We start from the raw sequence: 25,250 nt of genomic DNA on the forward strand, positions 1-25,250 counted from the left end.
GTAGGAGCAAAGCTTGCTCGCGATAATGGCAGCCCCGTCAATCATGGGCTGTCTGATACACCGCCATCGCGAGCAAGCTTCGCTCCTACGGTCTTTTCCAAACGAACGCATCCCCTGTAGGAGCAAAGCTTGCTCGCGATAATGGCAGCCCCGTCAATCATGGGCTGTCTTGATACACCGCCATCGCGAGCAAAAGCATCCCAGGTCAGCCCAACGGCTTGCCAGCCGTTTCCTTCACCATCGCCAACCCCACCAACGTCAGGCTCAGACACCCCATCACATACAACGCCGGCGCATTATTGTTGCCCGTCAGGCCAATCAACCCGGTGGCAAAAAACTGCGCAAAACCCCCAAACACCGAAACCCCCAGGCAATAAACAATCGACAAACCGGTGGCACGTACCGCGCGCGGAAACAGCTCCGTCACCAGCACCAGGGTCGGCACGGTGATCAGCACCAACAGTAACGTGGTGACCAACGAGACAGCCAACAGCGTGGCCAACGTGGGGTACTGATTCATCAACATGAACGCCGGATAGATCAGCAACAGCATCGCAATAGCACCCAGGGCTACAGTACGACGACGGCCGATGCGATCGCTCAACCGCCCAGCCCAGATCGACAGGCTGATCTGCACCAGCGCGCCGAGACAGGCAGCGGTGGTCCCCATTTTCATCGGCAGGTGAAGCACCGTGACGCTGTAGTTGGTCATGTAGTCCAGCACGATGTAGCTGGACGCCGTGCTGCCAATCACCAGCAGCACACCGGTCAGGATGGTCCGGCGATGACGGGTGAAGATCAGCCGAATGCCCGACTCGCGTTCATGGCCCTGGGCTTGGGCAGCGGTTTCCTTGAGGTGGCGGCGAATGTAGACGCCCACCGGGATCACCATAATGCCCAGCACGAAAGGCAGGCGCCAACCCCAGCTTTCCAGCGCTTGGGGCGACAGGTTCGAACTCAGGGCCAGGGCCACCAGCGCGCCGAGCAAGAAGCTCAGGCCCTGGCTGAACAACTGCCAGCTGCCATAAAAGCCACGACTCTTGTCGTCGGCGTATTCCATCAGCATGGCAGTGGAAGCGCCGACTTCACCGCCGATGGCGAAGCCCTGGATCAGCCGCGCCAACACGATGATCACCGGCGCGGCCATACCGATTTGTGCATAGGTCGGCGCGATGGCGAACAGCAGCGACCCCAGGGCCATTAACCACAACGTCAGCATCATCGCCGGTTTGCGCCCGGCCCGATCGGCATAGGCGCCCAGCACCAGGCCGCCGATGGGGCGCATGCCAAAGCCGACGCCAAAGGTTGCCAGCGACAGCAGCAATTGCCCCAGCGGGCTTTCGACCGGAAAGAACTGCCGACCAATGAGGGTGGCGAAGAAGCTGTAGACCGAGAAATCGTAGAACTCAAGGCCGGAACCGATGGTGATGGCGGCGATGGCGCGTGCGCCGATCGGTCGGCGCACTGCGGTGGCGGCTGGCATGGCAGTAGAAACGGGAGTGGACATGGGACGAACTCCAGAAGACGAGGGCGGTTGTCGAGTGCGAATCAGGCCAGGAAGGTGTCCACTAGCCGAACCCAATAGCTGGCACCCGTCGCCAGACAGTCGTCGTTGAAGTCGTAGCCGGGGTTATGCACCATGCAGCCGCCTTCGCCGTCACCGTTGCCGATCAGCAGGTAGCAGCCGGGGCAACGCTCCAGCATCACGGCGAAATCCTCGCTGCCGGTCAGCGGTTTCATGTCGCGAATCAGCCCGTCTTCGCCAACCCAGTCCAGCGCCACTTGCCGGGCGAATGCAGTGCTGTCGGGATGGTTGAACAGCGCGGGAAAACGTTGGGCTTCATCGACTTCGACGGTGGCGCGAGCGCCGAAACTCGTCGCCTGGGCTTGCGCCACGGCGGTGATCCGCGCAATCAGTTCATCACGCACCTGGGCCTTGAGGGCGCGCACGCTCAACTGCAACTCGGCGTGATCGGGAATCACATTGGCAGCGATCCCGGCATGGAAAGCACCGACCGTGACCACCGCGGTGTCGAGCGGGTCGACATTGCGCGCGACGATGCTCTGCAGCGCCATGACAATGGCCGATCCCGCCAGCACCGGATCCACCGCCTTGTGCGGCATGGCGCCGTGACCGCCGACGCCGTCGATGCGGATGGTCACCGTGTCGGTGGAGGCCATGAACGGCCCCGGCAGAAAGCCGAGCTTGCCCACCGGCAGGCCCGGCATGTTGTGCATCGCGAACACCGCATCGCAGGGGAAGCGCTCGAACAACCCGTCATCGAGCATGCGCTGTGCACCGCCGTCGCCTTCCTCGGCAGGCTGGAAAATCACCACCAACGCGCCATCGAACTCGCGGCTCTCGGCCAGATACCGGGCGGCCGCCAGCAACATCGCCGTGTGACCGTCATGACCGCAAGCATGCATCACGCCGTCGTGGCGACTGGAGTAGGGCAGGCCTGTCTGCTCGATGATCGGCAAGGCGTCCATGTCGGCGCGCAGGCCGATCATCTTGTTGCCCTGGCCGTTGCGCAACAGCCCGACCACGCCGGTGCCGCCCAAGCCACGATGTACCTCGTAGCCCCACTCGGTGAGCTTACCCGCCACCAGATCGGCGGTGGCGAACTCTTCGAAGCTCAGTTCCGGGTGGGCGTGGATGTGTCGACGCAACGCGATCATCTCGTCTTCGAGCGCGCGAATGCCGGGCAGGGCAGGCAGGTTGAGCATCAAAAATTCCTCGTTGTTATTTGACTACTGTTCGCTCAAGACAATCTTCAAGAGAGGAGGGAATCTGTGGCGAGGGGATTGATCCCCGTGCGGCTGCGCAGCAGTCGTAAATCCAGACAACTCGTTTTGTCTGAAATAACGCAGGGGGCCGCTTCGCTGCCCAGCGGGGATAAATCCCCTCGCCACAAACTTGTTTGCTCGCTCTTGAGTAATCAGCTTTGCGTTTTTATGGGTCGTTTTTGGAGGTTCGACTGATACCCTGCGATCCTAATGAGTTGGCGAAGGCCACGGCAGTCGCAAAAAAGCGGGGCTGAAAACCCAGGGTTTACACCCCAGAGTTGGGAGGAAAGGATGAAGCTGCATCAATTGCGCGCGCTGGTGATGATTGCCGATTGCGGCAGCATTCGTGCGGCGGCGCGGCAACTGGAGGTCTCGCAGACGGCGGTGGCCAAGGCCCTGCGTGAGCTGGAGGAGCAACTGCAATTGCCGCTGCTGGTGCGCAACGCCAGCGGGGTGGTGCTGACCCAATACGGTCAATCGCTGTTGCAGCATGCACGGCAGATGCTCAGCCAACTCGAGCGTGCGCAACTGGAACTGGCTCACCTGAGCGATCAGGCCGAAGGGCATTTGCGCCTGGGCATCTCGCCGTGGATGGGCATGACCCTGTTGCCGGAGGTGGTCACGCTGTTCCGTCAACGCATGCCCCGTGTGCGCCTGGAAGTCTTCGAAGGCTTGATGGCGGTGACCTTGCCGCGCTTGCGCGACGGCACCATGGAGTTTGCAGTGGGGCTGGTGTCTTCGTTGCTGCCGCGTCCGGAGTTCGTCTGCGAACCGATCTGTTCCTACCACATGGCCGTCGTGGCGCGCCACGGTCATCCACGCCGTGACAGCCGTTCCATCCACAATTTGCTGGATCAGGATTGGGTGCTCAATTACCCCGATGCCAGCCACGAAGGCCTGATGACCGAGCTGTTCTGGCAACACGGCGCGCAGATCGACATGCAACACATCCATCGGGCGCATTCGCCGCAGTTGACCTTATCGCTGATCGAACAGACCGACATGCTCAGCTACTTCCCGGAGCCGATGCTCACTGTGCCAATCTACCGCGAACGGGTGGCACGCCTGACTCTGTCGGAAACCTTCGCCACCGACACCATCGGCATCGTTACCCCGCGCAATGCCCAGTTGGGTGTTGCTGCCCAGTGTTTCGTCGATTGCCTGTTCCAGGTCATCCGCCGCCGGGCCCGCTCGGCGCGACCGGAGGATGTCGAACTGTTCGATACGCTGGATCTGTTGATTTGAGCTTTGCTTCATGTAGGAGCTGCCGAGTGCAACGAGGCTGCGATCTTTTGATCTTGAAAAGCAAAATCAAAAGATCGCAGCCTTCGGCAGCTCCTACAGGTTTTGATTTTCAGTGAGCACTCAAACCGGCTGCTCAACCCGGCGATGCAGCCACCGCGCCTCGCTTTGCAACTCCAGCACCTGCCAGTGAAAACGCTCCAGCGAAGCGTTATGGCCAACGCTGATCAGAATCGTGTCCGGCAGGGTCTGCTTGAGCAACTGATAGCAGCGCGCCTCGTTGGCCGCGTCCAGCGCCGAGCTGCTCTCGTCGAGAAACAGCACCGCAGGGCGGGCGAGCAGGGCGCGGACGAAGGCTAAGCGTTGTTGTTCGCCGACGCTCAGGGTCTGCGACCAGTCGTGTTCCCGGTCCAGCTGTTCGTTCAGGTGCTGCAAACCGATTTGCTGCATGAGCAAGCGCAGGGTGCTGTCAGCCTCGCGATCCGGGGGCATGGGGTACCACAGCGCTTCGCGCAGGCTGCCCAACGGCAGATATGGTTTTTGTGAGAGGGTCAGGGCCCGCTCGCGGTCGTAGCTGGCAACGCCCCGTGCATGGGGCCAGAGCCCGGTCACGGTGCGAATGAAGGTCGACTTGCCATAGCCGGAAGGCGCGCTGATCAACAGGCTGTCACCGGGCTTGAGTGACAGGTTGAAACCATCGAACAGGCGCCGGCCGTTGGGCAGCCAGATATCGAGGTCCTTGATCTCGAGGCCTTCGAGCTGATGCCCTTCAACGACGTTCGAGTTGACCTCGACCTTGTCCAGGCGCTCCTGAAAACCGATCAGCCGGTCGATCACTGACTTCCACGCCGACAGCTCCGGGAACACCTCCACCAGATAGGCGATGGCCGAGTGCACCTCGCCGAAGGCGGCGCTGATCTGGGTCAGGCGGCCGAGGGGGAAGGCGCCGGCGAAGAACTGCGGCGCCATGATGAACATCGGGATGACCGTGGCACTGCGCAGGTAGAAGGTCGAGTAACCCATGATCAGCTTCTGCTTTTTCACCAGGGCCCAGAAGTTCTCCAGCACGGCTTCCAGGCGTTGGTTGAATCGCAGGTTTTCCACGGCCTCGCCTTTGTACAGGGCCACCGAATCGGCGTTTTCCCGCAGGCGCATCAGCGAAAAACGGAAGTCCGCTTCGCGCCGCTGTTGCATGAAATTCAGCCGTGGCAACGCGCGCCCCAGCCAGAACGCCAGCCCCGTGCCCGCCAACGCATAGACGATGGCAATCCACACCAGCAACCCCGGAATCACCACCGAGTCACCGGCGAACGGCACGCTGACCAGGCTGGAGGCCTGCCAGATGATGTGGAGGAAGGAAAACAGCGAAACCACCGACGTCAACAAGCCCAGGCTCAACTTGAGCGATTTGACAATGAACAGGTCGATGTCTTCGGCAATCCGCTGGTCGGGGTTGTCGACTTCGGTTTCGGTCAGCTTGAGTTTCTGATAACGCTGGTGACCCAGCCATTGCTCGAGCAGGTTGCGGGTCGCCCAGCGGCGCCAGCGCAATGTCAGCTTTTGCTGGAAGTGAAACGCGGCGACGGTAAAGGCGGCAGTGCCAATCTGCAGCAGGATGAATTGCGCACTGCCGACGATAAAGCCGTGGTAATCCAGAGCCTGCAAGGCGTTGTAGAAGTGCAGGTTCCAGAAGTTGGTGAGGATGTTGACCCCCACCAGACACAGGGTCATCACCACGGTGGTCACCAGCAACAGCAACGCCGGGTACTTTTCTTCCGAGGCCCAGAAAGGCCCGGCCAGACGCCAGAAATTGCGGAGTGTTTGCATGAGGTCGTGATGGCCCGGTCGCTAGCGACGTTGAGTTTGCAAGTGAGGGAGGATACGATCTGCCAATGCTAATCGTTTGCATTCATTAGGGAAAGCCACGGGAGACCCGTCATCGAATTTCCAGAATGGCTCAACCAGGCCTGGCCGCCGATCACTCAGGTCATCTGCAATGAGCCGGGGGATCGGCCTTCAATTGCCTTGAGCCAGGTTGCCGATCCCGCCTTGCTGCAACCCTTGCTGACGCGCTTCGCCCTGCTGTATCCGGGGGTGAACCGCGCGGCCGTGGTTTCGCAGTGGTCGATGAACTACATGAGCATCGTCCTGCCGGCCGCGTTCGCCTGTGTCCTCACCCGTCAGGGTGCGATCGATTTCTGGAACGGGGAGGCCGTGCTGCTACACGATGATGGTTCACCCCAGTCCGTCGGTTTGACCGTCCAACCCGCCACACTGCTTCGAAAAGACCGCGCGGCCTACTGGTCGCGATTGGTTCACGAACACCTGACACCGCTTTTTGCCACCTTGGCCGCTGCCGGTGGCCTGGCGCCGAAAGTATTGTGGGGCAACATGGTCGCCATCTGGGACGGCGCCTTCGCGAGAATGGACGCCGAGTTGTCCAGGGACGGATTCGCCGAGGCGCACCAATGGCTGGAACAAGCGATCGTCAACGACGGGCGCCTGAAGTTGCGGGGTCTGCAACGAATAGTCGAATCACCCGCGCCGCAGATCGTCCCCCGACTGCCTTTGCGTCGGCATTGCTGCCTGCATTACCAATTGCACAAGCCAGTCGAAGGCGAGCCACCCGTATTGTGCGAGTCCTGCCCCAAGCTGCACCGCCTGCCGGTGGCCGAGCAGGTAAGTTACCTGCACTCCATCTACCAGGGCGATTGACCTTCTCGAAGAACACTCGTAGGAGCAAAGCTTGCTCGCGATGTCGGTGGGGCAGCCAGTGATGCTCTGCCTGACACTACTTCATCGCTGGCAAGCCAGCTCCCACAGTGATGTGTGTCGCTGACGGGTTTTGCGGATAAACACTAAACCTGTGGGAGCGGGCTTGCCCGCGAAGGGGCCGGCACATTCAACATCTATAGCGACTGACACACCGCCATCGCGAGCATGCTCGCTCCTACAGGGACATGTATTCCCACTGCTCGCTACACAATCGCATCGACAATCACATGGCTGGCCTGCTGGCTGCATTTCTCGATGCGGGCCTGAATGCGGTAGACGTCGCGCAACATGTCCACCGTGATGACTTCCTCGCACGGTCCGCTGCCTTGTGCGGTGCCATCGGCAATCACCAGCACCTGATCGGCAAAGCGCATGGCCTGGTTCAGGTCATGGATGGCGATGAAGACAATGACTTGCTGGCGCTTGGCGACCGCGCGCATGAAGTCGAGCACCTGGACCTGACGGCGCATGTCCAGGGCGCTGGTGGGCTCGTCCATCAACAGGACTTCCGGCTCGCGGACCAGGGTCTGGGCGATGGACACCAGTTGTTGTTGGCCGCCACTCAGTTCCCCGAGGTTTCTGAACGCCAGTTCGCTGATCCCCAGTGAATGCAGGAGTCCATCGACCAGGTTTAGCTCTGCGTCCTGCACGCGCCATCCCGGCGTCGATTGCTTGCTGGCCAGCAGGATCGATTCGTAGACGGTCAGGCGTGCATTGGCGTTGATGTTCTGCGGCATGTAGCAAATGCCTTGCGGGCCCTTTTTCGAGCCTTTCAAAACGACCTCGCCGGGCCCGGCAATAAGCCCGGCCATGCGTTTGAACAGGGTCGATTTGCCGGCAGCATTGGGCCCGATCACGGCCACCACCTGGCCGCCGCAAAAGTCCCCGGTGTTGATGTTCGAGATGATCTCGCGCTTGCCGTAACGTGCGCCGAGCCCCTCCAGTCGTATCGTCACCATGCGTTCTTTTTCCCGCCCAGAATCAGAGAAATGAAGAAGGGCACGCCGATCAGCGACGTCACCACGCCAATCGGGAAGATCGCCCCCGGAATCAGGGTTTTGCTGATCACCGAACTCAACGACAGAATCAATGCGCCGGTCAGCAGCGAGGCCGGCAGGAAGAACCGCTGATCCTCACCGATCACCATCCGTGCGATGTGCGGCCCGACCAGGCCGATAAAGCCGATGGTGCCGACGAAGGCCACCGGAAACGAAGCGAGCAGGCTGACCATGATCAGCGTCTGCAAGCGCAGGCGCGGCACATTCACGCCAAAGCTCGCGGCCTTGTCGTCACCCAGGCGCAGGGCCGTCATGGCCCAGGCACGGCGGACGAAGATCGGCAGCGTGATGAGGATCACCACCGTCACCACGGCCAGCTTCGGCCAGGTGGCCTTGGTCAGGCTGCCCATGGTCCAGAACACCACTGCCGCCACCGCCTGTTCGGTGGCGAAGTACTGCACCAGGGCGAGCAGGGCATTGAAGGTGAACACCAGGGCAATCCCCAGCAGCACGATGGTTTCCGCCGTGACCCCACGGCGCATGCTCAGCAGGTGAATCAGCCCGGCCGAGAGCATGGCCATGATGAACGCGTTGAGCGGCACCATGTACTGTGCGATGACCGGGAACAGCGCCACACCGAACGCCAGGCCCAACGCCGCACCGAAGCTGGCGGCGGCGCTGATACCCAGGGTGAAAGGGCTGGCCAGCGGATTGTTCAGGATCGTTTGCATCTGTGCGCCGGCCAGTGACAGCGCGGCGCCGACCACCACCGCCATCAAGGCTACCGGCAGGCGAATCTCCCACATCACCACCCGCACCTGGGCGGGCGCGGTATCGGGAGAAAACAGTGCCTGCAACACTTCGCCGATGCCGTAGTTCGCCGGGCCCAGGGCCAGATCGAGCAGCAGGCTCATGATCAGCAAAACGCCAAAACCGCCCAGGATCAGGCGTTTGCGCAGCACCAGCCCACGGTAGACCTGGCGCTGTCCCACCTCGTTCAAATCGACTGCGCTCATGGGCGAACCTCGGTCTTGTTCAAGCTCAGGAAGTAACCCGGCTCGTAGGGAACAGGCAGAAAGCGTTCATGCAGTTCGCGAAAGCCGGCGTCCGGATCAAGGTCGGCGAACAGGTCCGGGTGGAACCATTTGGCCAACTGCTGGATCGCCGCGAACTGGTAAGGGCTGTTGTAGAACTGGTGCCAGATGGCATGGAATTGCTGGTCCTGCTGCGCCTTGATGCCAGAGTAGGCCGGGCGTTGGGTGTAGGGGGCGAGCTTGCGCCGCGCCTCGACCAGATCCGCTCCCGGTCCCACACCGATCCAACTGCCTTGAGGGGCGAACGCCTCCCAGTTGGCGCTGGTGATCACCACTTGGTCTGGGTTGGAGACCAGCACCTGTTCCGGATTCAATTGCCCGAAGGTGCCACGGATGATGCCCTTGGCCACGTTATCGCCACCGGCCAGTTCGACGAATTTGCCGAAGTTCTCATTACCGAAACTCAAGCAGCAATCCTGGGTGTAGCCGCCGATGCGCTCGATGAACACCTTGGGGCGGGGCGGGTTGTGCGCGGCGATGACATCGGTCACCCGGGCGATCTGCCGGGCGCGAAACTCGATGAATTCCTCGGCGCGGGCTTCCTTGCCGAACAGCTTGCCGAACAGGCGCATGGTCGCTTCGGTGTTTTCCATCGGGTTGTTGCGAAAGTCGACGTAGACCACCGGAATGCCCAGCGCCCCCAGTTTCTCGATGTAGCGCGCATCTTCGGTAGCGTGCTGCGCCTCGATGTTGAGGATGATCACGTCCGGCTGCTGCGAGATCGCCTGCTCGATGTCGAAGGTGCCGTCTTCAAAGCCACCGAAGGTGGGAATGTTGGCCATCTCGGGAAACTTGCGCAGGTACGCCGACCAGGTATCCGGATCGGACTGAATCAGGTCCTTGCGCCACCCCACGATACGTTGCATCGGGTTTTGCGTATCCAGCGCGGCCACCAGATACAGTTGCCGGCCTTCGCCCAGGATCACGCGCCGCACGGGCACGTGAACCTGGACCTGACGACCCAGCAGGTCGGTCACTGTTGTTGTCACCGGCTGCTGATCGGCGGCGACGGCGCCACGGGGCAGCAACGCCAGTAGCGCCATACCCGCCATCGCTGCGAACAGCAGGGCAAAGCACACAGCGCTCAATCGACGCTGAAAAGCCATAGTCGAATCTCTATCGTTGAACAGGGGAATTAACGCTCAGGCCAGTGCCATATGGGTCAGAAATCAACCGTGGCCGACAGCTGCAGCGTGCGCGGATAGCCCGGCGAGAACGCGCCATAGGACGCCACCCCCGACCAATACTCACGATCGAATACGTTCTGTACCGTGGCGCGGAATGTCGTGGGGCGACCTTCGATTTTGGTGGCGTAGCGAGCGCCGGTATCGAAGCGGGTCCAGGCGTCCAGCTCCTGGGTATTGGCCTGATTGACGTACTGGCTGCCGGTGTAGATCGCACCGCCAGTGAGGGTAAAGCCCTCCATCCACGGCGTGTCCCACTCGGCCCAGAGGTTGGCCTGTACGTCAGGCACGCCCACCGGATCGTTGCCGCGATTGGCAGCCGTGGCCCAGTCGGTCAGTTCGCCATCGAGGAAGGTCACGCCACCCATCAGGCGAGTGCCCGTTGCCACCTCGCCGAACATGCTCAGCTCGACACCGCGATTGCGCTGTTCGGCCTGGACCGAGAACTGGTTGCCGGCACCCAGCTCACCGCTGGGCTTCTCGATCTGGAACAGCGCCAGGGTGCTGATGAACGTGCCGTGCTCGACCTTGACCCCGAGTTCGTGCTGCTTGGTCTCGTAGGGCGCGAATGCCTCGCCGGAGTTGGCCGCGGTCGCCGGGGCGATGTCGCCCTTGCTCAAACCTTCGACGTAGTTGTAGTAGAACGAGACGTTCTCCCAGGGTTTGACGACCACACCGACCACGGGCGTCGTGGCGCTGTCGTCGTATTTGGAACTCACCGAGCCGGTCGCGCTGTAGTTGCGTGTTTCGATGTCCTGTCGGCGCACGCCCAGGGTCAGTTGCAGGCGGTCGTCCAGCACCGACATCGTGTCGGTCAGTGCGACGCCGGACAGTTCCGACTCGGAGATTCGCAGCACTTTGGGTGCGTTGATGAACTGCTTGGGTACGTCCACCGGATGGTAGATGTTCGAATTGATGGGCGTGCCGTTGTTGATGCCCCTGGACAACTCGTCCTGGTACTGGGTCGCCATTAGCGTGGTCATGTGGGTGATCGGGCCGGTGGCGAAGATACCGCGCATGCCGATGTCGGCGGTGGAGCGGTCGACGTTGAATTTGTAGTACCCGGGGATGTTGGTGGTGTCGCCGGCGTCGTTGAGGATTCTCGGCACCTGGTCCGACATGCGCTTCACATCGGATCGGCCGCCACCGCCATGGGCGAATACTGTGACCGAGTCGTTGAGGTCATATTCGCCGCCCAGCAAGGCCGATTGCTCCTTGGTGTCTGACCACCCCCAGTCCTGGGGCAGGTTGGTGCGGCCGTTCGGGGCCGATGGGACATCGATGCCCGGCGCGACGGTGAACGGGCGCGAGGCGGCGTCGAAGCTTTCTTTCTGGCTGATGAAGTCCAGGTTCAAGCGCAGTCGTTCGCCTTGATAATCCAGGGCAATGGCGCCGATATCGACAGCCCGTTCCTGATCATCGATGGCGGTGTCGCCGCCCTGGAGGCTGCCGTTGAAACGTACGCCGAACTGATTTTCGTCACCGAAGCGGCGGCTGACATCCAGATGACCACCCACTTGAGTGTCTGAGGCATAGCTGGCGGTGAAGCGAGTCAGGTCCTCGCTCAGTGGCCGCTTGGGAACGATGTTGATCACACCGCCGACACCGCTGTTGGGCGAGATGCCGTACATCAGGGCACCCGGTCCCTTGAGGACTTCGACCCGTTCGGCGTATTCGGTGAACACACGATAGTTGGGTGCCACGCCGTACACGCCGTCGAAGGCCAGTTCGCCGAGGTTGCCTTCACCTACCGGGAAACCCCGAATGAAAAACGAGTCGACGATCCCGCCTGTCTGGCCGGTGGAGCGCACGGAAGGATCGCGTTCCAGGGCATCGGCAACGGTCACCGTCTGCAAATCGGCCAGGGTCTTGGCGGTGTAGCTGGTCACGCTGAAGGGGGTGTCCATCACATCCTTGTTGCCCAGCATGCCCAGGCGTGCACCACGGGCGACCTGGCCGCCGGCAAGCACGTCTGGCAGTGTGGTGGGGCCCGTGTAGGTGGCGTTGATGTTGGTCGCGGCCAGGGTCAGGCCGTCGGCGCTGCCGGCCAGACGAGGCACGAGGGTGTAACTGCCGTCTTCACGCTCGACCAATTCCAGTGCGCTGCCTTTGAGCAATTGCATGACGCCGTCGCGGCCCGAGTACGTACCCGTCAGGCCAGGGCTGACCAGGCCTTCGGTCAATGCCGGGTCGAAGGACAAGGCAATGCCCGATTCCATGGCAAAGGTGGAAAGTGCACGCCCCAATGGACCGGCGGAAATGTCATAGGTCCTGGTCTCGACAGCATCCAGTTGCTTGGGCGTTGCGGCCCAGGTATTGGCGCTTCCTGCGGCAAAGATACAGCTCAGCATGGCGGCGCGGATGGCCAGTGTTAACACGCGCTCACCGCAAGGTCGACTCGCAACAGACATGACAGATGGGTCCTTTTGACTAACGTTGATTGGGGCTCTGTCTTGTTAGCCAAATGAGATGCAAAAAAGTATCAGCCTCGGGCCACTATTTTTTCAGTGGGTTGAATGTTCAGCGGGGGGAGAGTGAAACCCAGTAGCCGTTCAGGCGACTGGTGGCGGTCAGCGGGTAGGTCAACACCAGCATGTTCAACGCTCGTTGCGGGTCGTCGACCGGATAGGTGCCGGATATCAGCAGGTTGGCAATGGCCGGTTCGTAGCGGATGAAGCCCCGACGATAACGACCCAGTTCGGCGATGAAATCCGCCAGCCTCATTTTGTCCGCCAGCAGCATGCCCTGCGTCCAGGCGGTGGCAGTTTTGTCGACGGGCGTGACGGTACTGGTGGTGCTGGCGTTGAAGTCGGTTTTCTGACCGGCCTGGACTACCAGTGGCTCGGTGTTCTTGCTGTTAGTGGGGTCGATCCTGACGGCGCCTTCGAGCACCGCCAGATACGTACGGCCCGATGTCTCGCGCACGGAGAACCGTGTGCCGAGGGCTTGCATCCGGCCTTCGTCCGTCATGACTCGCAGGGAGCGCGAGGGCACGACGTTATCGGGCGCGGTCTGCACCAGAATCTCTCCCCGCATCAAGCGAATGAGGCGCTGGCTGGCATCGAAACGCACATCGATGGCCGAGTCGGTGTTCAGGAAGATTTGCGTGCCGTCGGCCAAGGTCAATTCGCGACACTCGCCTACGGAGGAGAGGTAGTCCGCTGTCCAACCTTGTTGCTCAGTCAGTCTCCAGCTGCTCCAGCCCAGCGGCGCCAGCGCGAGTATCGCCGCCAGCTTGGCCACCGCAGCGCGACGGCTCGGACTGGTTGGGCGATCCAGTGTGCGCATCGCCAGGGACGGCGGGACGGCACCGAGCTTGCCCATCACCAATTCCGCACGACACCAGGCCTGATGGCGCTCGGGGCTGCTGTTGCGCCAGATCGCCCAGGCCGCCCGGTCTTCATCGCTGACATCGGACGCGCTCAAGCACATCAGCCATTCGGCGGCTTCCTCGAGGGCAACGGGGTCTATTACTGCGGCACGCGTGGCTTGATTCATTCATTGCACCAGGGTCAAGCACTGCAAAAAGGCTTGCTTCATGTAGCGCTTGACGGTGATGAGCGATACGTCGATTTGCTCGGCGATGTCCTCGTACTTCATGCCGCTGATTTGCGACAGCAGGAAGGCACGTTTGACCAGAGGGGGCAGGGTATCGAGCATGGCGTCGATTTCATGCAGTGTTTCCAGTATCAGGTAGCGGTGTTCCGGCGAGGGAACCTCGGCTTCGGGCAGGTGTTCCAGCGCGGCGAGATAAGAGCGCTCCAGCGCTTTGCGTTGACACCAGGTGGCGAGTATCCCGCCGGCGACACAACTCAAATAGGCCCGAGGCTGTTCGACCACACCGACATTCGAAGCCAGGATTCGGGTGAACGTATCGTGGGCCAGGTCTGCCGCATCCATCGCGTTGCCCAGCTTTTTACGCAATCTTGCGTAAAGCCAGCTGTGGTGGCCGCTGTACAGGTCTTCGACCGTGCGCAGGCGGGTGGCGTGGGCGGACAGGGCTTCGCTCATGGGGGAAAAGTTTCTAATTGAGAATTATTTGCAGATGGTATTGGAAAGCATCAACTGCCTGCAAGCCCGGCTGGCGGGTAGTCCTGGTTGTTTTCGTGCTCACATCTGAAACGCATCCCTTGTAGGAGCAAAGCTTGCTCGCGATGGCGTAGCATCAGGCGCCATCGTTGCTGATTGGACGAGCGCCATCGCGAGCAAGCTTTGCTCCTACGGGTTTCCCGATCATTCTGCCGGGGGCGATTCGCTCGTCAGCACAACCGGCGCCCGATACCGCATGGCAATCAGCATCACCAGCGCAACGACATAAGCCCCAGCCACGAACAGGTAGGTGTACTGCAAACCATAAACCTGGCTGAGCAGGCCCCCGACGCAGATGCCCGCGATGGAGGCAAATTGTGAAGTGCCCTGAGCAATGCCCAGCACATGGCCCTGGCTGGAACTGTCAGCCGTCCGGGAGACAAGCGTCATGAGTACCGGCGTCGTAGCGCCCAGCAGTACGCCCCAGAGGAAATAGGTCATCACGAAGACTGCCGGGTTATGTGTCGTGCCCGCCAGCGCGGTCAGGCCGATGCAACCGACGACGATGCCGATGATTCGCTGAAGGGTTTGCGCCTGAGATCGCTGTTCGAAGTACCGGGCCCAGGGCGTTGCAGAGAGGATGAAACCCAGTGCCAGCAGTCCGTAGCAGAGTCCCACCACGGCGTTGCTGACCCCGAAGACCGAGCTGACATACAGTGAGAACGACGTTTGCGGCAGCATCCGCGCCAGCAAGAGGATGCCCATGATCGCCAGAAGCGGCAGCAGTGGCGAGTCGCGCCACGGGCTGGCGGTCTTGCGGGCATCCGTGCCTTGAAGAGTCGCTGGAGGCGCTTTTTTCACCGGCGGCACATCCGGCAATGTCACTGCCGCGACCACGGTGCACAGCGCGCACAGCGCAGCGGCGACGATGTTGATCCAGAAGAAGGTGGCAAGGTCGAGAATCAAGCCACCGACAACGGCACCGAGCAACGACCCCACGTTGGTGGAAATTTGCAGGATGGCAAACAGCCGCGCGCGCCGTGACGGCGCCTCGATGCTTACCCCGTAAGCCTGGGCAGGGGCGATGTAGCCAGCGCAGGCACCCTGCAGCAAACGCAGCATCAGGATCAGCCAGATGTCATTGGCGAAGGCCAGGGCGAACTGGGTCAATGCCAATCCGGCCAGGGCACGGATCATCATCAGCTTGTGGCCATATCGATCGCCGATACGGCCCCAGAATGCGCTGGTCAGCAAAATGCCCAGCATCGGCCCGACATACACCGCGATGCTGGCAAAACTGAAAAGCGATTCCGACGAGGTCATTTCACGCAAATGGACTGGCCAGAAAGGCCCGCTCATTTCCATGGCGCCCATTGAGATGAGCTGGATCGTGAACAGCAGGTAGATCAAAACGCGAACAGGCAAACTCTTTTCGATACCCGCATGGGACATGGGTCAGTCTCGGTTTTAAACAATGCGCAGGGTAGGTCGGTCAGCCGGTTGGCCAAAGGCAACTCAGGCATATCGCCGGACAAGCTGCAAACCGGCCAAGGGTATTCCGACACCGGCGATGCACAGACTCCAGATCAGGCTTTCGATACCAAATGCGATCAATGCGCCACCGACGATGGTCGCCGGCAACACCGGAAAAAACAGCAGGCCGATCAGCAGTGCATGGGTACCCAGGCGTTTTTTCAAACGCTGTTTTGGGCAGAACATGCAGACGATAAAGAACAGCGCCCAAAACCCGATACTGAGTAAATACAGAGCCAGGTGGAGTAGGTCTCCTGCCATTCCATAGCCGTGCATGTGCATTCCTCCCTTGCGATTTGCATTTGTCGCACCTGATCCGCTCAAGGCCATGGATCAGGGCTCAGTCATTGATGACCTCCTGAACTGTAGACGACATCGCCCCCCGAAATTGTCAGGCAGTGCCATCGCTGCAATTCAAAAAGCGCGACAGATTAACAGTTCCTCCTGTAGGAGCGAGCATGCTCGCGATGTACCCGAGAACACCGCTGGGTATCAGGCACCCAGCGTTATCGTTGCCGACCATCGCGAGCGTGCTCGCTCCTACAGGTGGGGCGGCCCGCGGTTGATCAGGTTTACGCGCCCGGCACCGACCAGACATGTATTTGATCTGATACATAGGTGCGCAATCAATACAAATGAGAGTTGTTATCAATACTGTTCTTTTTAAGTGTGACTTGGATTAGACTCCCGCCGGCTGTAGGAAAGCGCCGCCAAAGGCGTAGGAAAAACACTAAAAATCTGTCGCGGGGGAGCGGGGCGTGAATTTCAAAAAGAATACAATTGCGTTGGCTGTGGGGTCGGCCGTGTGCCTGGCTAACAGTGCATGGGCGGCTGAACAGGCGAACACAATGGAGATCACGCCGATCACCGTGACGGGTGAAAAAATCAACCGTACCCTGGAGCAGACCCAGTCAAGTGTTGCCGTAGTGACCGACAAGCAACTGCGCGAGAAGGAAGACCACAGCCTGGTCGATGTATTCGCCCGCACACCGGGCGTCTACAACACGTCCGGCAACGAAAACTGGGGCATCCGTGGCGTGCCGGTGTCCGGTTTCGACGACCAGGGCCCGGCCGCGCTCAATGGCGCGGTCTCGGTGTTCGTCGACGGTGCCGTGCAGCCCAACCGTGCACTGACCTTGAGCCCGATGCCGCTGTGGGACGTCGAGCAGGTCGAAGTGTTCCTCGGCCCGCAATCCACCACCCAGGGTCGCAACTCCCTGGCCGGCGCAGTGGTCATCCAGACTAAAAATCCCACCTTCGAACCGAGCCTTTCGATGCAGGCCAACGGGGGGACCTACGGTGAGCGCGGTGGCGCGATAGCCGGTGGCGGCTCGATCGTCGACGACAAGATCGCCGGCCGTATCGCCGTGGATTATCAGGAAGGTGACGGCTACATCGACAACCTCTTCGATGGTAGCGATGCCAACCAGACCCGCAACGCGAACTACCGTGGCAAGTTGCTGATTCTGCCAAGCGACGATCTGGATGTGCTGCTGACCTATGCCCACGATCAAAGCCGCAAGGGCGATAACTCGGTGGTGCGCCAGGGCGACAGGATCCGTTATTACAAGATCGACTCCAACACCGACGCCTACGACAAACTCAAGCAAGACACGGTCAGCGCCAAGGTCGACTACCGCCTCAATGACGACTGGTCCATCACCAGTCTCACGGCCAACACCGACTCCGACTATGACGCCCGCCTGGACTTCGACCAGACTTCGGTCGACGACCAGGTGGTGCTGCGCAAGCAGTATGGCGACCTGTTCAGCCAGGAGCTGCGCCTGAACTACAGCTCGGACACGGTGAAGAGTTTTGCCGGCCTCTACTACGGGCACAACACCAACAACTTCCATGACCGGTTGTTTTTCGAAGGCGAACCATTCGGCACGGTCAAGGGCGACACGACCATCGAGAACAAGGCCGTGTTCGGTGAAATCAACTGGACCTTCGCCCCACGCTGGACCTTGATCACCGGCCTGCGCTACGACCACGAGACCAACGACACTGACGTCAAGGTCGATGACTTTTCTGCACCTGGCAAAGACAAGCAGACGTCCGATGCGGTCCTGCCGAAGCTGGGTATCGACTACGAACTGGCCGCCAATCAGTTCGTCGGCTTCATGGTGCAGCGTGGGTATCGCGGCGGCGGTGTCAACGTCCGTGCCGGTAGCGGCCACACCGCCTACGACCCGGAATACACCACCAACTACGAGCTGTCGTATCGCGGCTCGTTCATGGACCAGACCCTACGTACACGCGCCAACCTGTACTACACCGACTGGAAGGATCAGCAGGTCAGTGTGGTCAACCCGGATACCGAGTTCTTCGACGTGTTCAACGCCGGTCGCAGTGACATCAAGGGCCTGGAAGTGTCCGTTGAAAAAGACTTCGGCCAACAGCTGACCCTGAACGCTGGTGCCTCGGTGACCGATGGCAAGTACAAGGACTTCGTCACCAGTGACGGCCGGGACATGAGCGGCGAAGATTTCCTCTTCTCGCCCAAGTACAAGATGGCGCTGGGTGCGACCTATCGCTGGAATGACCGCGTGACCCTCAACTCCGATGTCGTCTGGCAGAGCACGTCGCCGTCGGAATACGAGTTCGATGACGCAGGCCAGGTCATCGGTGAGCGCAAGGCCGACAACTACTGGCTGGCCAACTTCAACGCCGAGTACAAACTCACCAAGAACATCGCAGTTTCCGGTTACGTGAAAAACGCCTTCGACAAGGGGTACGTCACCAACAACCGCAGTGGCGACATCATCGACGTCGGTGCCCCGCGCACAGCGGGCCTGATTCTGCGCTACGACATGTAAATGGATGACCCGTGCAGGAGCGAGCCTGCTCGCGAAAACGTCCGGGCAGCGCGGTCATTCAGGCAGGCCGCGTCATCGTTAACGTCCATCGCGAGCAAGCATCGCTCCTACAGGTATTAGGCGGTCCCTGTGGGCGCGGGCTTGCTCGCGAAAACGTCCGGTAAGCGCGGTCATTCAGGCAGGCCGCGTTATCGTTGACGTCCATCGCGAGCAAGCATCGCTCCTACAGGTATTAGGCGGTCCCTGTAGGAGCGAGCCTGCTCGCGAAAAACGTCCGGTAAGCGCGGTCATTCAGACAGGGCGCGTTATCGTTGACATCCATCGCGAGCAAGCATTGCTCCTACACAGGGTTTCGCATTTCCCTGTAGGAGCTGACGAGTGCAACGAGGCTGCGATCTTTTAAAGGCAAGATCAAAAAATCGCAGCCTTCGGCAGCTCCTACACGAATGGCTTATGTCTTTTAGTTGAACTTAGTGACGTGATTGGTATATGAGGCTTATTCTATCTTTAGAATAATTAGTGATTAGTCATCACCGCTTTTATGTCTTTATGATCTGTCTCACAACAACTCGTGAGACAGGAGGTAACTCGATGACTATTCAAATCAAACCGGTCGCTGGTCGAATTGGGGCACAACTGGAAGGCGTGAAGTTGGGGGGCGATATCAGCGCCGAAGCATTCGAATTCATTAATCAGGCACTGTTGAAATATAAAGTGCTGTTCTTTCGCGACCAACATCTGGATGACGCCGAGCACGAAGCTTTTTCCCGTCGCTTCGGCGATCAGGTCCCGCACCCGACCGTGCGCTCCGCCGAGCAGGGCGCCGCGATTCTGCACCTGGATGCCAAGGAAACCCGGGCCAATTCCTGGCACACCGATGTGACTTTCGTGGCCAACTACCCGAAGATTTCCATCTTGCGCGGTGTGGTTATTCCTCCCTACGGCGGCGACACCGTATGGGCCAATACCGCAGCCGCTTATGCCGATTTGCCCGAGCCGTTAAAACAACTTGCCGATAATCTTCGCGCATTGCACACCAACTTATATGACTACGCCGCGCCGCGTAATACCGATGAGTCGGGACTCAAGCGTTATCGCGAACAGTTCACCGCCGAAATCTATGAAACCGAACATCCATTAGTCCGAGTTCATCCAGAGTCGGGTGAAAGAAGTTTGTTGTTGGGGCACTTTGTCAAACACATTCAGGGCGTAAACACTAACGACTCCAAGCAACTTATTCGCCTGTTCCACGACCGCATTACCCATGTCGACAACACCGTGCGCTGGCGCTGGCAGGAGGGCGATGTGGTGATCTGGGACAACCGCGCCACCCAGCACATCGCGATCAACGATTACGGCGATGCCCCGCGCATCGTGCGCCGCACCACCATCGACGGTGACGTGCCGGTGGGGGTGGATGGTCGCCTGAGCCAGGCGCTTCTGCCGAGCCCGGACGCACGCTCGCCGAAAACCGAAGCCGACAAAAAACACCTCGCCGCCTGACGAGCGACTCTCACTGGTACAAGGAAGGCTGACATGAAGCTCAATGGCATTCGTTTGCTTAAAAAAAGCAGCATCGCTGCTGTACTGGCTGCGATTCTTGCAATACCTGTGGCCGAAGCTGATGTCTTACGCATCGGTGTTGCCACCGCCGGTGGCGGTGATCCGGTGACCTTCAGCGGCTCGCCCCTGGGCATCGTGCGCAATCAGCAACTGCTGGAGAAAGCCTTCGCCGGTACCGGAACCGAAGTGCAGTGGTTCTTCTTCAAGGGGGCGGGACCGGCGGTCAACGAAGCCTTTTCCAACCAGCAACTGGACTTCGCCTACCAGGGCGACCTGCCGGCGGTCGTCGGACGTTCCAACGGACTGGACACCAAGTTGCTGGCGGCACTGGGTGTGCGCGCCAACCTGTATCTGGCAGTGCCCAAGGGCTCCCCCCTGAAAACCATCGAGGACCTCAAGGGTAAAAAGGTCGCGATCTTTCGCGGTACCAACGGCCACTTGGTGATGATCAATCTGTTGGCCGAGCACGGGCTGAGCGAACGCGATATCAAGGCCATCAACCTCGATACCGGCAGCTCCCAGGCGGCGTTAATCTCCAATGGTGTGGATGCCGCCTTCGGCGGGCGCGAGTTGTTCAAGCTGCGTGACAAAGGCCTGATCGACATCGTTTACGACAACCCCGAACAGGACGTGCGCTACACCCGCCAGACCGCGCTGGTGGTTCGCGGGGATTATGAAAAAGCGAATCCGGACAAGGTACAGAGGGTCGTCGACACGCTGGTGGACGCGGCGAAATGGGCATCGGACGAGAGCCATCGCGACGAAGTCTTCGCCGAGTGGGCCAAGAGCAATGACCCCGCCGACTCACTGCGTGCCGACTTCACCGGCGTCCCTCTCAGGGACAGGGCTTCGCCGCTGGTCGACACTTTCCTGATCAGCCGCTATCAGGCCGTGGCGGATCAGGCCAAGGAAGAAAAACTCATCCGTCGCCCGATCACTCTCGATGGCTGGTTCGAAAGCAGTTACTTGCAAAAATCCCTCAAGGCCAAGGGCCTGGAAAATTACTGGACGCCTTACGGTCCGGATGGCAAGCAGCCGGCCGGTAACGCGGTAGCGGCCGCGACGACCAGCAAGCAAGGGAGCTAGGCACATGGCCAGGGCACAGACCGCAAGACTGGAGAAGTATGGGGCGCCGGCACTGCCGAGTGACAACGTCAAACGTCTGCCACCGGCGCCCGCTCGCCCGGTGCGCAAGGTCGAGGCGCCGCGCAGCAATGCCTGGTCCTTGAGTCTGGGTGACAAGGCCTTGCCCTGGCTGTTGCCGTTGCTGTTACTGGGATTGTGGTACCTGGGGGTGGAGCGGGGCTGGCTGTCAGAGCAAGTGCTGCCACCGCCAGCCTACGTTTATCAGGCGCTGTCGGACCTGGTCGGCAGCGGCGATCTGTGGATGAACGCCTCGGCCAGCCTGCAGCGGGTGGTCGTCGGCTTCAGTCTCGGCGCCTTGCTCGGCGTGGCGCTGGGCCTGGCCATGGGGCTGTCGCGGACGCTGGAGGATTATCTGCTGCCGACCTTCAACGCACTGGTGCAGATTCCGGTACTGGGCTGGCTGCCGTTTGCCTTGCTGCTGTTCGGCATCGGCGAGACGCTCAAGTACGTGCTGATTGCCAAGGCCGCTTTGGTGCCGATCACCCTGTGCACCTTGCAGGCGTTCCGCCAGGCGCCCAAAGGCTTGTTGGAAGTCGGCCGGACCTACGGCTTCAGCCGTCGGCAAAGCGTCATCTCCATCGTCTTACCAGCGGCGATCCCGACGCTGTTCACCGGGTTTCGCCTGGGCTTCACCAAGGCCTGGCTGTCGCTGGTGGTGGTCGAGTTGGTGGCGTCGAGTGAAGGGCTGGGTTACCTGATCGTCTATGGGCGCCAGCTGTTTCAACTGGATTTGGTGATGGCCGCCGTCGTGGTGGTCGGGACGCTCGGCCTGCTGATCGATCGCGGTTTCGATTACGCGGAAAAGCGCCTCAATCGCGGTCGGCCAGCGGTAGGAGGGCGCCTGTCATGAGTGCGACGTTGACATCGGTTGGTGGTAGTCATCGCTATCGCGGGTGGGTCTTGCCCCTCTCTGTGATTGCCCTGTGGTGGCTGGCTTCGAACCAGGGCTGGAGCGAATCGGGGCTGTTGGTTTCGCCGGAGAAAGTCGCGGCGACGGCCTGGGATCAAATCACCTCGGACAAATTCTGGCGGGCGATTTCGGCGAGTCTTGCGCGCAACCTCAGTGGCTTCTTTATCGGTACCGCGTTGGGACTGGTACTGGGTTGCCTGCTGGGTCTTTCGCGGCAATTCGAGCGCTTGGTAGGCCCTAGTTTCAATACCTTCAAACAGATTTCCCTATTCGCCTGGATTCCGCTGATCTCGGTGTGGTTCGGCCTGGGCGATGTGGCCAAGGTGGTGTTCCTGTCACTGGCAGCGCTGGTGCCGGTGGTGGTCAACACCTGTGACGGCTTGCGCAATGTCCCGCCCAACCTGCTGGAAGTGGCGCGGGTGTATGGCTTCAGCCGGTGGCAAACCATCATCGGGGTGATGCTGCCTGCCGCTTTGCCATCGATTTTCACCGGGCTCTATCTGGCGCTGGTCTACAGCTGGCTGGCGACCATCGGCGCCGAATACCTGCTGGTATCGGGGGAGGGGATCGGCAACACGCTGATCGATGGCAGCGAGCATTTCATGATGGACCTGGTGCTGTTTGGCATGGTGGTTATTGGTCTGGTGGGATGGGGGCTCAACGCCCTGGCCCGGACACTTGAACGGCGGATGCAGCGCCTGTACGGCATCGCTACGAACTGATTGCCTCTTTGAGAAGGATCGCAACATGAGCAACGGCCTGACCCTGGAACACATCAGCAAGCGATTCACCTCCAAACCCGGCAGTTCGACGCAATTGCAGGTACTCGACAACATCTACCTCGACATCGCCCCCGGCGAATTCATCAGCATCGTCGGCGCCAGCGGCTGCGGCAAATCCACGCTGCTGCGACTGATCCTCGGCCTGGACGAGGAGTTCGATGGGCGCATCCTGCTCGATGGCAAACCCATCAAGGGCACGGGCCTGGAGCGCGGCATCGTGTTTCAGGATCACCGTTTGTTCCCCTGGCTCAACGTCGAGCAGAACGTCGCCGTCGGCCTCAAGAACTCACCCCTGAGCGCCGGGCAGAAGCGCGACACCGTGCGCGAACACATCGAACTGGTCGGCCTGCAGGACTTCATCGAGTCCTACCCGCATCAGATTTCCGGTGGCATGGCGCAGCGCGTGGCCATCGCCCGTGGCCTGGTCAATCGTCCCAGCGTACTGCTGCTGGACGAACCGCTTGGCGCCCTCGACGCCTTGACCCGTGCGCGCCTGCAGGGCGAGCTGCAGAACATCTGGGCCAAGGAAAAAATCACCATGATCCTGGTGACCCACGATGTCGACGAGGCGGTGTTCCTCGGCGACCGGGTGGTGGTGATGCAGCCCAATCCGGGGCGCATCCGGCGCATTGTAGACGTCGATCTGCCGCGTCCGCGCAACCGCAGCGACAGCCGATTTATTGCCCTGCGCGATGACGTGTTGAGCGACTTTGCCGAGTTGCATTGAGTCGCGCGTATTCCCGTTTTTTGTTTCAGGCTCTCTATTTCAGGAGAAAGGAAATGTCCGAACGTCAGCTCAGCCTCAACCTCTTCATCTACCCCAACGGCCACCACGAAGCCGCCTGGCGTCACCCACAGTCGGTGCCGGAAGCGTCCATGGACATCGGTCACTATCAGCAGCTGGCGCAACGTGCTGAACGGGAAAAGCTCGATGCGATCTTCTTCGCCGATTCGCCGTCCCTGGCTGAGAGCGACCGCGAAGGTCTGCGTATTCGTTTCGAACCGGTGACCTGGCTGGCGGCGATTGCCGCAGTGACCCAACGCATCGGCCTGATCGCCACCGCCAGCACCACCTACAGCGAGCCCTACAACCTGGCCCGCTCGTTCAGCGCGCTGGACCACCTGAGCAAGGGGCGCGCCGGCTGGAACATAGTCACGACATCCCTGGCAGCGGCCGCTGCGAATTTCGGCCTGGACCAGCATCCGCCGGCCCACGATCGCTACGCCAAGGCCGAAGAATTCGTGCAAGTGGTGGGTGATTTGTGGGACAGCTGGGAGGACGATGCGCTGGTGCTGGACAAGGCCGCCGGGGTGTTCGCCAACGGTGCCAAGGTGCATTCGATCAACCACGTGGGCACGCACTACCGGGTCAAGGGGCCGTTCAATTCGCCACGCTCGCCGCAAGGTCGGCCGGTGCAGGTGCAGGCCGGTTCGTCCGAGGATGGTCGTGACTTTGCCTCAAGGCATGCCGAAGCGATCTTCACCGCGCACCAGACCCTGCACAGCGCCACCGAATTCGCCAACGACATTCGGGCGCGGGCGAGGGCAGTGGGACGTGACCCGCGCCAGTTGAAAATCCTTCCGGGCATCAGCCCCTACATCGGCAGCACCGAAGCCGAAGCCCAGCGCAAGTTCGACGAACTCAACGAACTGGTATTGCCGAACGTCGCCCTGGGCCAGTTGCGCCGTCTGCTGGGTGTCGACCTGTCCGGTCAGGATCTGGACGCGCCGTTCCCGCGTCATCTGGTCAACTTTGAGGGCGGCGAGAGCCAGGCCAGTCGCTTCAAATTGGTCATCGACATCGTCGACCGCGAGAAGCCGACCCTGCGCCAACTGATCAACCGCCTGGCCGGCGCTCGCGGGCACTGGGTGCCGGTGGGCACGCCGGTGCAGATCGCCGACCTGATCGAACAATGGTTCCGCAGCGGCGCCGCTGATGGCTTCAACGTCATGCCACCGGCGTTCCCCGACGGCTTTGAAGTGTTCCTCGATGAAGTGCTGCCGATCCTGCGCAAGCGTGGACTGTTTCGCGAGGAATACACGGGTACCACACTGCGCGAGCACTACGGCCTGAGCCGCCCGGTCTCGCGGTTTGCGTTGAAATCGGCCTGAAGTGCCACGCTCCCCTGTAGGAGCGAGCCTGCTCGCGATGGAGGTCAACGATAACGCGGGCTGCCTGAATGCCCGCGTGGTCTCGTCATTCTTCGCGAGCATGCTCGCTCCTACAGGTTCAACACGGACCTGTGTAGGAGCGAAGCTTGCTAGCGATGGAGGTCAACGATAACGCGGGCTGTCTGAATGCCCGCGTGGTCTCGTCATTCTTCGCGAGCATGCTCGCGATGGAGGCCAACGAAAACGCGGGCTGTTTGAATACCCGCGTGGTCTCGA

General features: G+C 60.7%; 20 protein-coding genes. 9 read left to right on the forward strand and 11 right to left on the reverse strand.

Annotated elements, in window-relative coordinates:
• Nucleotides 1-205: 205 nt before the first annotated feature.
• Together ABTV22_RS11740 and ABTV22_RS11745 are read right to left on the reverse strand one after the other, a co-directional pair.
• A complete protein-coding gene (locus ABTV22_RS11740) occupies nucleotides 206-1,507 on the reverse strand; it encodes an MFS transporter (protein WP_433740272.1) in 1,302 nt (433 codons plus the stop codon).
• Between the two features lie 41 nt (nucleotides 1,508-1,548).
• Complete coding sequence (locus ABTV22_RS11745) at nucleotides 1,549-2,727, reverse strand: M20 aminoacylase family protein (protein WP_433740274.1); 1,179 nt, start codon at nucleotides 2,725-2,727, stop codon at nucleotides 1,549-1,551.
• Between the two features lie 351 nt (nucleotides 2,728-3,078).
• Here ABTV22_RS11745 and ABTV22_RS11750 point away from each other — a divergent pair, with 351 nt between their 5' ends.
• Nucleotides 3,079-4,032: a LysR substrate-binding domain-containing protein gene (locus ABTV22_RS11750; RefSeq protein WP_433740275.1), complete on the forward strand. Its 954-nt coding sequence runs from the start codon at nucleotides 3,079-3,081 to the stop codon at nucleotides 4,030-4,032.
• A 120-nt stretch (nucleotides 4,033-4,152) separates the two neighbouring features.
• Here the strand turns inward: ABTV22_RS11750 and ABTV22_RS11755 are convergent, their stop codons facing one another.
• On the reverse strand, nucleotides 4,153-5,856 hold the full coding sequence (locus ABTV22_RS11755; RefSeq protein WP_433740277.1) for an ABC transporter ATP-binding protein/permease: 1,704 nt from the start codon (nucleotides 5,854-5,856) through the stop codon (nucleotides 4,153-4,155).
• 198 nt (nucleotides 5,857-6,054) lie between these two features.
• On the opposite strand from ABTV22_RS11755, the gene fhuF reads away from it, so the two are divergent.
• Complete coding sequence (fhuF, locus tag ABTV22_RS11760) at nucleotides 6,055-6,744, forward strand: siderophore-iron reductase FhuF (protein WP_433740279.1); 690 nt, start codon at nucleotides 6,055-6,057, stop codon at nucleotides 6,742-6,744.
• A 263-nt stretch (nucleotides 6,745-7,007) separates the two neighbouring features.
• Here fhuF and ABTV22_RS11765 read toward each other — a convergent pair whose 3' ends face one another.
• From ABTV22_RS11765 to ABTV22_RS11800, 8 genes are all read right to left on the reverse strand, one after another.
• Complete coding sequence (locus tag ABTV22_RS11765; RefSeq protein ID WP_433740280.1) at nucleotides 7,008-7,763, reverse strand: ABC transporter ATP-binding protein; 756 nt, start codon at nucleotides 7,761-7,763, stop codon at nucleotides 7,008-7,010.
• On the reverse strand, nucleotides 7,757-8,818 hold the full coding sequence (locus ABTV22_RS11770) for a FecCD family ABC transporter permease (RefSeq protein ID WP_433740282.1): 1,062 nt from the start codon (nucleotides 8,816-8,818) through the stop codon (nucleotides 7,757-7,759). The genes ABTV22_RS11765 and ABTV22_RS11770 overlap by 7 nt, the downstream gene beginning before the upstream one ends.
• Nucleotides 8,815-10,002: an ABC transporter substrate-binding protein gene (locus ABTV22_RS11775; RefSeq protein WP_433740284.1), complete on the reverse strand. Its 1,188-nt coding sequence runs from the start codon at nucleotides 10,000-10,002 to the stop codon at nucleotides 8,815-8,817. Before ABTV22_RS11775 ends, ABTV22_RS11770 begins: the two co-directional genes overlap by 4 nt.
• Nucleotides 10,003-10,058: 56 nt before the next feature.
• The gene (locus tag ABTV22_RS11780; RefSeq protein ID WP_433740286.1) at nucleotides 10,059-12,491 is read right to left on the reverse strand and encodes a TonB-dependent siderophore receptor; all 2,433 of its coding nucleotides are present in this window, start codon (nucleotides 12,489-12,491) and stop codon (nucleotides 10,059-10,061) included.
• A 109-nt stretch (nucleotides 12,492-12,600) separates the two neighbouring features.
• The gene (locus tag ABTV22_RS11785; RefSeq protein WP_433740287.1) at nucleotides 12,601-13,578 is read right to left on the reverse strand and encodes a FecR domain-containing protein; all 978 of its coding nucleotides are present in this window, start codon (nucleotides 13,576-13,578) and stop codon (nucleotides 12,601-12,603) included.
• The gene (locus ABTV22_RS11790) at nucleotides 13,579-14,091 is read right to left on the reverse strand and encodes a sigma-70 family RNA polymerase sigma factor (RefSeq protein WP_433740289.1); all 513 of its coding nucleotides are present in this window, start codon (nucleotides 14,089-14,091) and stop codon (nucleotides 13,579-13,581) included. It lies immediately after the preceding gene.
• 222 nt (nucleotides 14,092-14,313) lie between these two features.
• Nucleotides 14,314-15,561, reverse strand: a complete 1,248-nt coding sequence (locus ABTV22_RS11795) for an MFS transporter (protein ID WP_433740291.1) — start codon at nucleotides 15,559-15,561, stop codon at nucleotides 14,314-14,316.
• A gap of 63 nt (nucleotides 15,562-15,624) precedes the next feature.
• Nucleotides 15,625-15,972: a hypothetical protein gene (locus ABTV22_RS11800; protein WP_433740293.1), complete on the reverse strand. Its 348-nt coding sequence runs from the start codon at nucleotides 15,970-15,972 to the stop codon at nucleotides 15,625-15,627.
• Between the two features lie 428 nt (nucleotides 15,973-16,400).
• Here ABTV22_RS11800 and ABTV22_RS11805 point away from each other — a divergent pair, with 428 nt between their 5' ends.
• From ABTV22_RS11805 to ABTV22_RS11835, 7 genes are all read left to right on the forward strand, one after another.
• The gene (locus ABTV22_RS11805) at nucleotides 16,401-18,461 is read left to right on the forward strand and encodes a TonB-dependent receptor (protein WP_433740295.1); all 2,061 of its coding nucleotides are present in this window, start codon (nucleotides 16,401-16,403) and stop codon (nucleotides 18,459-18,461) included.
• 591 nt (nucleotides 18,462-19,052) lie between these two features.
• Nucleotides 19,053-19,964: a TauD/TfdA dioxygenase family protein gene (locus ABTV22_RS11810; RefSeq protein WP_433740297.1), complete on the forward strand. Its 912-nt coding sequence runs from the start codon at nucleotides 19,053-19,055 to the stop codon at nucleotides 19,962-19,964.
• Between the two features lie 33 nt (nucleotides 19,965-19,997).
• Complete coding sequence (locus ABTV22_RS11815; protein WP_433740299.1) at nucleotides 19,998-21,110, forward strand: ABC transporter substrate-binding protein; 1,113 nt, start codon at nucleotides 19,998-20,000, stop codon at nucleotides 21,108-21,110.
• 4 nt (nucleotides 21,111-21,114) lie between these two features.
• Nucleotides 21,115-22,020: an ABC transporter permease gene (locus tag ABTV22_RS11820; protein WP_433740301.1), complete on the forward strand. Its 906-nt coding sequence runs from the start codon at nucleotides 21,115-21,117 to the stop codon at nucleotides 22,018-22,020.
• Nucleotides 22,017-22,802, forward strand: coding sequence for an ABC transporter permease (locus tag ABTV22_RS11825; protein WP_433740303.1), 786 nt, complete (start codon nucleotides 22,017-22,019; stop codon nucleotides 22,800-22,802). The genes ABTV22_RS11820 and ABTV22_RS11825 overlap by 4 nt, the downstream gene beginning before the upstream one ends.
• Nucleotides 22,803-22,827: 25 nt before the next feature.
• Nucleotides 22,828-23,589, forward strand: coding sequence for an ABC transporter ATP-binding protein (locus tag ABTV22_RS11830; protein WP_433740305.1), 762 nt, complete (start codon nucleotides 22,828-22,830; stop codon nucleotides 23,587-23,589).
• Between the two features lie 53 nt (nucleotides 23,590-23,642).
• Nucleotides 23,643-24,974 (forward strand): LLM class flavin-dependent oxidoreductase, encoded by a 1,332-nt coding sequence (locus ABTV22_RS11835; RefSeq protein ID WP_433740307.1) that lies wholly within the window; start codon nucleotides 23,643-23,645, stop codon nucleotides 24,972-24,974.
• The last annotated feature ends 276 nt before the right edge of the window (nucleotides 24,975-25,250 follow it).

Source organism: Pseudomonas putida (assembly GCF_050990305.1).
GTDB classification, from domain to species: Bacteria; Pseudomonadota; Gammaproteobacteria; order Pseudomonadales; family Pseudomonadaceae; genus Aquipseudomonas; species Aquipseudomonas putida_AH.